We start from the raw sequence: 9,123 nt of genomic DNA, 5'->3' as shown, positions 1-9,123 counted from the left end.
GCAAGCCACGAACCAGGTGGATTCGACTACCACTGCCACCACGCACAAGGTGGGTGAATGGCGCGCGTCTAAGCTCGCCGGCGTGAATGTGTACAATGAAGCAAACGAGAAGATCGGTGATATCAACGAGGTGATCTTGGATAGGTCAGGCAAGGTGGCCAATGTCATTCTGGGTGTGGGTGGCGTTCTCGGCTTGGGCGAACACTACGTGGCAGTCGCCTTCGATAAGCTGAAGTGGGTTGACCAACCGGTGACCTCGACAACTGCGTCGACAACGTCCGCCCCAGCGAATGCTCCTGCAGCGACTTCCGCTCCAGACAGCACCACGCGAACCACCACCGGTGCCGCAACTACGACTACGACAACCACCACCACTAGCGCCAGTAAGAATTGGTACCCTGATCACGCAGTGCTTAACGCCACTAAGGATGAATTGAAGGCCATGCCGGAATTTAAGTACTAACTCTCGCCTGCGATCCGAAGCCGCCCCCCAACGGGGCGGCTTTTTGTTTGAGTGGCCGGATCGATGACGCGTCCGTTGCTAGGGGGCGCCCTCTCTTTTCGCCATCGGTGCCATTGGTTTTGACCGGATTGTCTGTACGAATTCTGACCAATATGAAGGTCCTTGGGCGCAGCAGCGCCAACAAACATTTTCTGGCGATGATCAATTTTATACAGACGGCCCCGATCTATCCTGCACTTAGTCTCCGATTGCCGATCACGACGCATATTAGCAATCAGCCCGACGCGGTTCGTCGGGCTTTTGCAGATGAGTGAGTCGACTTGTGTGTGACAACATGGAGAGATGCAATGAGAGCTTTCTCAATTGTCGGACTGCTGTTTGCAGCAGTGGTGTTGGCGACGATTCCGGTCTCGCCGCAGGTGACATCGCGCGGCGTGGAGTTAAGCGTTGATCAAGCGCAGGCCTACACGTACCGGCGCGCCCGCGTGACTGCGCGGCGTGTCGACCGTCGCGTGTACCGCCATACGCGTCGCGCCGTGCGGCGTGGTGTCTATTAACAGAGCGCGATGGGCGCGGCTCGATCACTCGCCCGCGCCGACGAGGTGAGAATCACTGCGGTTCGTGCACGTCGTTTGGGTTCGTGCATGTCGTTTGCTGCATGCATGAGTCTGTTGTTGGCTCTTTTCGGAAGTGTCGCGTTGCTATCGAAAGTCCCTTGTCGGGGGTGAAGCGGACGTCACGGTTGCGCGTTTCCGACTTCCGCGCTGGATCCGAGCGGACATATACGCCCCTGCCCGAAGGGCGTCCGTTATTGTCCGTTCGACTTGTCGCCAATAGCCCAACTTATCATTGCCGCACATTCTTCAATCAAGAAAGGTTTGCGCAGTATTGGCCTGTCGGCAATTGAGCAGGCCGGCCGTCCGGCCCATAGCCGCTGACGAATACGAACGGCAAATTTCGTGCTGCGACGATTTCCGCGATGGGACTGATATTGAAGCCGGCGACATTGATGTCGAATACCGCCAAATCGAATGCGGAAGTGCGGGCTAAAGGCTCGGCCGTCACAATATCCCCAGCCTCGGCAACTACGTGATGCCCGAGGTCCTCAAGCATCTCGACAATCATCATTCGGATCAGGGCCTCGTTGTCCTCGACCAAAAATATGGACGCTCCCTTCATTTCAGCCGCTTAACCGCTCGAATTGCCGACGTTCAAAAGCTGGGATACCGCCGTGACAAGTTGAGCCGGCGCAAATGGCTTCACGAGCAAGATGCTGTGAGGCACCCCGTGCGATGCCCAGTCATCGGCAGCGGCACCCGTCATGTAGACAATCGGGAACGTCGGTTCGATCTGCCGGGCTTGCTTCGCCACTTCCTAACCGGTCATGCGGCCCCTGAGATTGATGTCCGTGATTAGCACTTGATAGTTCGTCACCTTGCCTTTGATCAGGGTGACCGCTTCTTCAGCCGATCCCGCAATTGCAGTTTCGAAGCCCGCCTCCTGTAGGGCTTCTTCGACCATGCATTGTATCAAAGGATCATCTTCGACAATAAGGATCGTCGGTAAATCGCCTGTTGCCGCTTTTTCCCGCCTGCTAAAGTTCAATGCGGAAACGTAGCGGAGGGCAGTTGGTTCCGCATAAAAGTACAAAAGTGAACATTGGGAGGTTGCGGAGCCCCAGTGCATTTTCTGCCGCCGAGCCTTGCAGGCGACATGGGATTGGCCACGCCAAGGGCGTTCGTGCCGAACGAATCCCACACCAGGTGACTTGATGGTGACTTAATTTGTAGGACCGCAGTTAAGCGTCTTGATCTTCCCGGCAGCGTTGAACGACAGGACGGCACCCACCACGCCGGCACTGGTGAGGTACGAGATCATTGTTCCGTCATACAAAGGCTGGAGGTTATCCAGCTCCGACGCCGGGTATTGCCGGAGGTGAGCGCCGCCGAATTCTACGTCGTGCGCGATGCCACGACCAAGAAGTGCACCGTAGTGGACGCCAAGCCGACCACGACGACCACGACTGTCGTAGGGGACGGCGTCTATAAGACCAAGACCGAGGCCGAGTCCGCCGTGAAGACCACCAAGGTCTGCACCGAGCAGTAAGCGGGCCGGAAAGGCCAACGAACGCGTAGCAACTTGAGGAGGACAGTATGCCCGTATTGCTGTTGGGCCGTGCCTGCCGTCATCGTCGTCGGCGGTGCAAGCTATTGGTTAGTTCACATGCATTGAGCGATTGAACTTCTCGCTCTAACGGCCCGTCCTACATCGGACGGGCCGTTTTTCTTCTGCGTCCGGCGACGGCCCAGGCCTCGGCCGAGCGTTTCAGGATGCTTTGGCGCGGGCTCGCGCTCGGGCCGCTCCGCGACACTGACGACGATTCGTTCGAGACGTACGGAGGCCGGAAGCCGGGGCCCGCGGGCGAATCTTCGACTGCACCCAACTCGCTAAGCGCCTCCGCTTCGGAAGGCCTGGCATGAGAGCGAGGATGGCGCGCCCCTTCTCGGGAGTGCGCCAGCCGCCGTTAAGACGCTCGATCAGACCTTGCGAGAGGATGTCCAGATCGGGCACACGCGCCGCAAAGCGCTTGGTGCGGGCGGCCCTGTCCCGGCCGCTGGTGGCGAGATCGCCATATCGCGCTGAGGTCGGCCATGAGCGCGAAGCCATCGGGATAGCTCACCAGGATCTTCAGCACGGTCCTGGAAGTTCACGTCCCGGCTCCCGGCCACGCGCCACGTCGAGTTAGACAGCAACGCCCGTGCATCAAAGTCTACTTCCGGTTCATCTCTCCGCAACCTCCACATGGTGATGGCACCGCGGGGTCAGGCCCGCGCATCGAATGCTCCTCCTTATGTTTCTTCCTTAAGACGATTTGGCAACCATTGCCGCTTTTTCCCGTTACCGGGCAGCTAGGAAAGGAGAAGCTCGATGAAGAAGAACGCAATGGTGGCGGCCCTGGTCGGCGCTCTGGGCGTCGGCTCGATTGCAACGACATCGCCCGCTGAAGCCCATTGGCGAGGTGGGTGGGGTCCGGGCATCGCAGGCGGACTTATCGCGGGTGCGGTGATCGGCGGCATGGCCTCTTCGGCGTACGGCTGGGCGGCCCCGGGCTACGGCTATTACGGCGGCCCAGGCTACTACGGCGCCGGGTATTACGTCGGGCCTTACGCTTACGACGACGGATACGATGCGCCCTATCGCTGGGGAGGCTATGCCACCAGGACCTACTACACGGCACCGATGTCCTACGGCTACCGGTACCATCGGGTCGTGAGACCCGCGTACGCCTATTACGGCGGCGCATATCCGGTCGTGCGGCACCGCTGGAATCATCACTGGTGAAGTACGCGACGAAAGGGGCCGCGCTCCGGACGTCCGTTTGCAAGCGCTCTCGGTCACCACCAGCTACCTGCAAAGAAGTCGTGCCGCTCCGACGCCAGCCGTCGGTCTGGCGTGATCGTCGACGGCTTTGCCGCGGGTTTTTTGCGCAGACGGTTCTCCGCACGCTTGCGAACTGGTGCCTCCTTCTTGGTGGCAGCAGGCGTCGGTGCTGCGGCCATCGCGGGTAGGACATCGCCAGAGGTGTGTTCTACCGGTTCGGGAATGGGATCTACGTCCGCGAACGAGGGCGCAGCGGTTTGTGGCCGCGTGTCGAACACGATCTTCTCTGGAAGGCTCCGCGCCGAGCGGATCCGGATGATGGTCTTGTCCGGATCGGAAGCATGCCCGGTCTCGGGCGGCATTGGCAGATATCGGTCGATCGCAAACAACAGGGCGACGAGCACACTGCCTACGAAAACGAAATATCTGATGATCGGCATGTGACCGCCGCTCGCAGCTCGGCTTGTCGGTGGGATGGCGGGCCCTTTTCAGGGCCCGCCGCGACGGACTTATTCGACCTCTTGGACCACGGTCCGGGTCGAGGGATCGACGAGCATCACGCGCTCGCCGGAGTAGACGTAACGGTATTTGGTCAGCGAGGGACCCCACTCGGCCGGAACCGCTTCCAGCTCGACGTCGCGTGGGACCGGCGAGCCGACGACGATCTTCTCGCGGCTCTCGATCGGCCTGATTTTGTGCTCCGTCACGTAGGATCGGATCTTCGTGCGATATTCGGGCTCGATCTGCACCGCGGCGGTGTGCCCGGTGCCCGTGGTGGTGACGACGGTGGACTGCGCCATAGCGCTGGTCGAGATCAGCGCAGCGGCGGCGGAAATCAGCAGCAACTTTTTCATCATGTTCTCCTTGCCGCTTGATGCGACGCAGCGAAAACCTAAACCCGACGCTGAAGTTCCTGAGCAAAGAGAGAATTTTGCCGCTTTTTCCCGATGGGCTTTATGGGCTTAACAATGGCAATTCCAGAAGTTAGCTCGGCACTCGTTATGGATTGGGACATTTCCACGGCGTCAGCGCTCTGCCGGCGTGCTGGGGCGTTGTTGTTTGCGCGTAAGCAATCCCCTGACGATCAAAAAAAATAGCAACTTGCGCATACGCACTGACGTTTGCTCGCGCTGGGAATTTTCAGGGCCCAGGCTTAGGAATGAACGCCCCGCCGGGCACGTATTTCTGAGACCGGCGGCGTTACTTTTTTTGACCGGCGTGGATCGCTAGGAACCGACGTCTTCTGCGAGTGGTTGGAGAACACAGGGAGCGCGGATAGCGACTTGGCACTGTGGAAGCCGTGATGATGCACAAGGACGCGATCATGGACGAGCTAAGGCAGATTGAGCTCGATGTGGTCGAAGGCGAAAAGCAACTCGCGGATATCGAGGCGCTCCTGATTGAATTGAAGCGGCTGAATGAAGACACGACCAGAGTTCAAGCCGAGGTTGACCTGATGCGCAAAATTCAGCTCGAGCGGGATCAGAGCCGCCAACGTCTACTTTCGCTTCTACATCCCCTTGGTCACGACGAGATCGCGCGCTTCCTCAATACTAATCTGAACGAAGAGGGCGGCCAACACCAAGCTCAACACGGTGGCGCTGCGCAAGGGCGTCAAGCCAAGGCTTCGAACGCAGCTTGATTGAAATTCAAGATGGTTTCAGCGGCTCCGCGACAGCGCGGGGCCGCTTTCTCTTTGAGCTAAGCGGACGACGCGGACCTGGCGCCGCACGAGCCAGGCGGTGACTGCCACCGTCAGCCAAGCCAGGGAAGCGCCGATGAACGCGCATGCCACGTTTCGCTCCACGAGGAGCCAGAACACTGCGGCGAAGGCGAGCATGCCGAAAGCGCCCAGCGCGGCACCGGCGGCGTCGAGTGCGGCGGCCTCCTGCCCTCGCCGCCTCCCTTCAAGACCAGCCTTCTGTTTGCGACGGATTTCGTGCTTCTCGATCAAGGTCGCGCTGGCGCAGAAGATTGCCGGGAGCGCGAGGAAGAGACCTCCGATCGAGGGTCCGTAAGAACCGCTGATAAGCCCCGTGAACACGGTGGCAGCGCCGCCCAGGGCGAAACGCACCAAGTATTCGTACCACCGCCCTTCACGCAGCGACGAGGGCGTGACCTTGATCGGGAGCCTCACGCCTGCCCTCCCGCGAGCACCCACAGACCGAAGGCTACGCCCACCCAGACGGCAATCGAGACGATTGTCGCCGGCAACGCCCGCATCCCCTCACGCACGAGGAGCTGGCAAACTAGGATGCTGTAGACCACCAGCCCGACCGCGCCGGCCATCATGGAAAGGCTTTGCGAACCGGCGTAGGTGGCGCCGTGCTGATAGATCGCGAGGCCTAGTGTTGCGAGCGCGACCGAAGGCGCCGCCCCGAACAGACCGGCGAAGCTCTTCGGTTTCAAGACATCGCCCAGCATCGAGAACGCCGACACGACGGCGCCTCCGATTAGGAAACGGAGCACATACTCGCTCATTTCTGCTTCTTCCAAAGCTTCAAGAGCGGCCCGGCGGCGCCGTAGGCCGCATCCTTGCGCGGCACCGGTACTTTCGGGATGGTCTTCAGCGCACGCCGACGTTCCTCGGCGGTTGTACACTCGTCGTAGGTGCCCGTCGGGGGATAGGCGCCGACGACCAGGAAGTCCTTGTCCGCCGACAGACATTGATGCCCGGTTCCAGCGGGCAAGATCGCAACGTCGCCGGCCTTCAGCGTGAATATCCTGCCTTTGTTGCCGCCAAAGCGTATTCGGCCCTTGCCGCGGGCGATGCCGAGCACCTCGTGAATCCGTGAGTGATAGTGCACGTAGTCGTAGATGCCGTCGCGCCAGCTATCCCCCCAGCCGTTGGCCTCGAACAGGTCTTCGAGCACCGCCGCCGGATCATGCTGCTCGTCGAGGCGGACGACGCCTCGGTAGAGCATTAGCGGCCAGCGCGGATGGTTGGGCACCAAGCCATCGTCCTTGAACCGAACGGTATGGGGGTTTCGGGGCCGCGCGAGCCCGAAAGCCTGCCGCCTGCCCGGACGGCGGAGACCGGTCGCACGCTCTGCGTATTCCTTCAGGTCCTCAAGTATCGGCATCATCTGTCTCCTTGGCGGGATAGCCGGTCCACAGGCGAAGCATTCGTTCGAGCGCCACACCAAGGGCGAAGCCGACGACGACGTCGCTCGCCCAGTGCGCCAGCACGATGATGCGCGTCAAACAGAGGCCGACCGCAAGCGCGCGGATCGCACGGCGCGGCCACGGAGACAGGGGACCGGCCGCCGATGCGAGCGCGCCCATGTGCATGGCGTGTCCGGACGGAAAGGCGTCTTCGCGCTTGCCGGAGAACGAGATCCCGTGAATATGTCCCAACACGGTCCTTCGGTCCGGCCGCGTCTGGTCGAAGACCGACTTCATAACGTGCGGCAGCAGCGATGCTATTGCCGCGACCAGCAGCGCATGGTTGCCGGCGCGGCGCAGCGGCCTTTGTTTCGTACGGGTGGCCATCCAGCCCGCAGCGGCCAACGCCAGAAGGATTTTCTCGTCGGCGCCCCAAGTTAACCCGCGTGCAATTTCCTCCACGCGATAGTTGGTCTTGCGCGTCACCGTCCGTGCGATCCTCTCGTCGATCTTCGTCGGTTTCACAGTGAGAAGAGACATCGGTCCTCTGGTTTTTCGATCTACAGATTCCATAACGCGGAAGTGGGTGCCCGGTTCTCCACCGCCCGGTGTCCGCCACCACGCTCGGGGAACGGCCGTAAGCCACGAAGGCGGCGTGCAGTAACTTGTGACGGATGCGGACCGGGTCCGGATGGCCTGGACTGGACACGACGCGTGCGAAGTTGAGGTGCCCACCACCGGCTTCGGCACGAAGGTGGTCAAAACCACAATCGAGCGGAGCGGTGGCGAGATCGAGTGCGACTGGCGCTCTGGAGGTCTGCGTCCGGATTTCGCTGCCGCTGAAACCGCTGCGAGGCCGATGGAGCCTCTGAGCAGGAACCCAACCTCCGCGGTGAGATTGAAGTTCGCGGAGGATGTGATGGCAGACCCCGGAAAGATTGGAGTCCGACGCGCGGAGGGCACCGGATGGAGTCTTGCGGCAGCACTAGGTCTGATGGCCGTCGCTTTTCTGTGGGATCGCATCGTCCCGCCCGACCGGTTCGCCCGGCCGGAAAAGGACGAAGCGTTCCCTAAAAACCGAGAAACCGACCGACATGCCTCGCCCGCCGAGATGGCGACCGAGGGTAAAGATCGCGGACGGCACGCCAGCTCCCCCGCCCAAATCCCGGCACGAGGATGGAAGGACATCCTCTGGCGCGTCTACGGCAACATCGGTGAGCACCGCATTCTCGCGCTCGCGGCCGGCATGACCTACTACAGCCTGCTCGCGATCTTTCCCGCGATTGCCGCCCTCGTCGCCATCTACGGCCTGTTTGCCGATCCCGCCAGCATCGCCAAGCACCTCGACGAAGTCGCCGGTATCATCCCAGGCGGGGCCGTCGACGTCGCACGCGAGCAATTGACACGCGTCGCCACGAAAGGCGACCGCACCCTCGGCTTCACTTTCGCGATCGGGCTCGCGATCTCGCTCTGGAGCGCGAATGCCGCGATGAAGTCGCTGCTCGATACCCTGAACATCGTCTACGGCGAGCAGGAAAAACGCGGCTTCTTTAAGCTGAACGCGATGTCGCTAGGATTCACAGTCGGAGGGATTGCCTTCGTCCTTGCGGCGCTCGGCGGGGTCGTCGTGATCCCGGTGGTGTTGCAGTAACGTAGGTCTGTCGAACACCGCCGACCTTCTGATCCGGATTGGTCGCTCGCCGGCTCTGTTCGTGGCGCTGGCACTCGCCCTCGCCTGCATCTACCGCTTCGGCCCAAGTCGGCAGGCGCCCCGCTGGTCCTGGATCACCTGGGGCAGCGCCGCAGCCGCCGTCCTGTGGTTTGTTGCCTCGGTCCTCTTCTCCTTCTACGCCGCCAATTTCGGGACCTTTAACGCCACCTACGGCTCCTTGGGAGCGGTCATCGGCTTCATGACTTGGCTCTGGATTTCGGCGATCACGATATTGCTTGGCGCAGAGCTCAACGCCGAGATAGAGCATCAGACTGTTCGCGACAGCACGCCCGGAAGGCCCAAGCCACTCGGCGTCAGAGGTGCCAAGATGGCAGACACCGTGGGGCCAGCTCGGTCCTAAAAATTCCCGCGAACCGTCGCCGCAGTCGGTCTTCAGTGCCGTCGTTGGTTGCTTGGAACCAGAAGGGTTTGCAACTCGTCTGTATTCGTAGGATAGCACGCA

The 9,123-nt window shown here is 61.1% G+C and carries 12 protein-coding genes and 3 pseudogenes; 6 read left to right on the top strand and 9 right to left on the bottom strand.

What is annotated here, in order from left to right; genetic code table 11:
• Together K359_RS0145220 and K359_RS62540 are read left to right on the top strand one after the other, a co-directional pair.
• The coding region (locus K359_RS0145220) for a PRC-barrel domain-containing protein (RefSeq protein WP_029084931.1) at nt 1-463 on the top strand (463 nt) is incomplete at its 5' end.
• 347 nt (nt 464-810) lie between these two features.
• Nucleotides 811-1,020 carry a hypothetical protein gene (locus K359_RS62540; RefSeq protein WP_156929070.1) on the top strand — a complete coding sequence of 70 codons (210 nt, stop codon included), beginning with the start codon at nt 811-813 and terminating at the stop codon, nt 1,018-1,020.
• Nucleotides 1,021-1,330: 310 nt separating this feature from the next.
• Here the strand turns inward: K359_RS62540 and K359_RS55910 are convergent, their stop codons facing one another.
• Nucleotides 1,331-1,621, bottom strand: a complete 291-nt coding sequence (locus K359_RS55910; protein WP_371261256.1) for a hypothetical protein — start codon at nt 1,619-1,621, stop codon at nt 1,331-1,333.
• Nucleotides 1,622-1,651: 30 nt separating this feature from the next.
• Nucleotides 1,652-2,068: pseudogene (locus K359_RS55905) on the bottom strand (response regulator).
• A gap of 291 nt (nt 2,069-2,359) precedes the next feature.
• On the opposite strand from K359_RS55905, the gene K359_RS0145200 reads away from it, so the two are divergent.
• On the top strand, nt 2,360-2,569 hold the full coding sequence (locus tag K359_RS0145200) for a hypothetical protein (RefSeq protein ID WP_051346806.1): 210 nt from the start codon (nt 2,360-2,362) through the stop codon (nt 2,567-2,569).
• A gap of 219 nt (nt 2,570-2,788) precedes the next feature.
• Here the strand turns inward: K359_RS0145200 and K359_RS65335 are convergent.
• Nucleotides 2,789-3,116, bottom strand: a pseudogene (locus tag K359_RS65335) (hypothetical protein).
• Between the two features lie 275 nt (nt 3,117-3,391).
• On the opposite strand from K359_RS65335, the gene K359_RS0145195 reads away from it, so the two are divergent.
• Nucleotides 3,392-3,805: a hypothetical protein gene (locus K359_RS0145195; protein WP_029084929.1), complete on the top strand. Its 414-nt coding sequence runs from the start codon at nt 3,392-3,394 to the stop codon at nt 3,803-3,805.
• A gap of 53 nt (nt 3,806-3,858) precedes the next feature.
• On the opposite strand, the gene K359_RS55900 is transcribed toward K359_RS0145195, so the two are convergent.
• Complete coding sequence (locus K359_RS55900) at nt 3,859-4,284, bottom strand: hypothetical protein (protein ID WP_035978339.1); 426 nt, start codon at nt 4,282-4,284, stop codon at nt 3,859-3,861.
• 69 nt (nt 4,285-4,353) lie between these two features.
• Nucleotides 4,354-4,698, bottom strand: coding sequence for a DUF1236 domain-containing protein (locus K359_RS0145185; protein WP_029084928.1), 345 nt, complete (start codon nt 4,696-4,698; stop codon nt 4,354-4,356).
• Between the two features lie 449 nt (nt 4,699-5,147).
• Between K359_RS0145185 and K359_RS65330 the strand changes: the two genes are divergently transcribed.
• A complete protein-coding gene (locus K359_RS65330; protein WP_245284925.1) occupies nt 5,148-5,486 on the top strand; it encodes a hypothetical protein in 339 nt (112 codons plus the stop codon).
• An 18-nt stretch (nt 5,487-5,504) separates the two neighbouring features.
• On the opposite strand, the gene K359_RS0145175 is transcribed toward K359_RS65330, so the two are convergent.
• From K359_RS0145175 to K359_RS0145160, 4 genes are read right to left on the bottom strand one after another with little or no spacing between them, the layout of a single operon-like run.
• Nucleotides 5,505-5,981 (bottom strand): DUF3147 family protein, encoded by a 477-nt coding sequence (locus K359_RS0145175; protein ID WP_035978340.1) that lies wholly within the window; start codon nt 5,979-5,981, stop codon nt 5,505-5,507.
• Complete coding sequence (locus tag K359_RS0145170; RefSeq protein ID WP_029084926.1) at nt 5,978-6,325, bottom strand: DUF3147 family protein; 348 nt, start codon at nt 6,323-6,325, stop codon at nt 5,978-5,980. Before K359_RS0145170 ends, K359_RS0145175 begins: the two co-directional genes overlap by 4 nt.
• Nucleotides 6,322-6,927: a cupin domain-containing protein gene (locus tag K359_RS0145165; protein ID WP_029084925.1), complete on the bottom strand. Its 606-nt coding sequence runs from the start codon at nt 6,925-6,927 to the stop codon at nt 6,322-6,324. Before K359_RS0145165 ends, K359_RS0145170 begins: the two co-directional genes overlap by 4 nt.
• Entirely contained in the window at nt 6,914-7,489 is a 576-nt protein-coding gene (locus K359_RS0145160; protein ID WP_029084924.1) for a phosphatase PAP2 family protein, read from the bottom strand. The genes K359_RS0145165 and K359_RS0145160 overlap by 14 nt, the downstream gene beginning before the upstream one ends.
• Nucleotides 7,490-7,868: 379 nt before the next feature.
• Between K359_RS0145160 and K359_RS55890 the strand changes: the two are divergent.
• Nucleotides 7,869-9,021: pseudogene (locus K359_RS55890) on the top strand (YihY/virulence factor BrkB family protein).
• Nucleotides 9,022-9,123 lie beyond the last annotated feature (102 nt).

It is taken from the genome of Bradyrhizobium sp. th-b2 (assembly GCF_000426785.1).
GTDB classification, from domain to species: Bacteria; Pseudomonadota; Alphaproteobacteria; order Rhizobiales; family Xanthobacteraceae; genus Bradyrhizobium; species Bradyrhizobium septentrionale.
The sequence above is the reverse complement of the archived record's forward strand: the minus strand, read 5'-3'. Positions and strand labels throughout refer to the sequence as shown.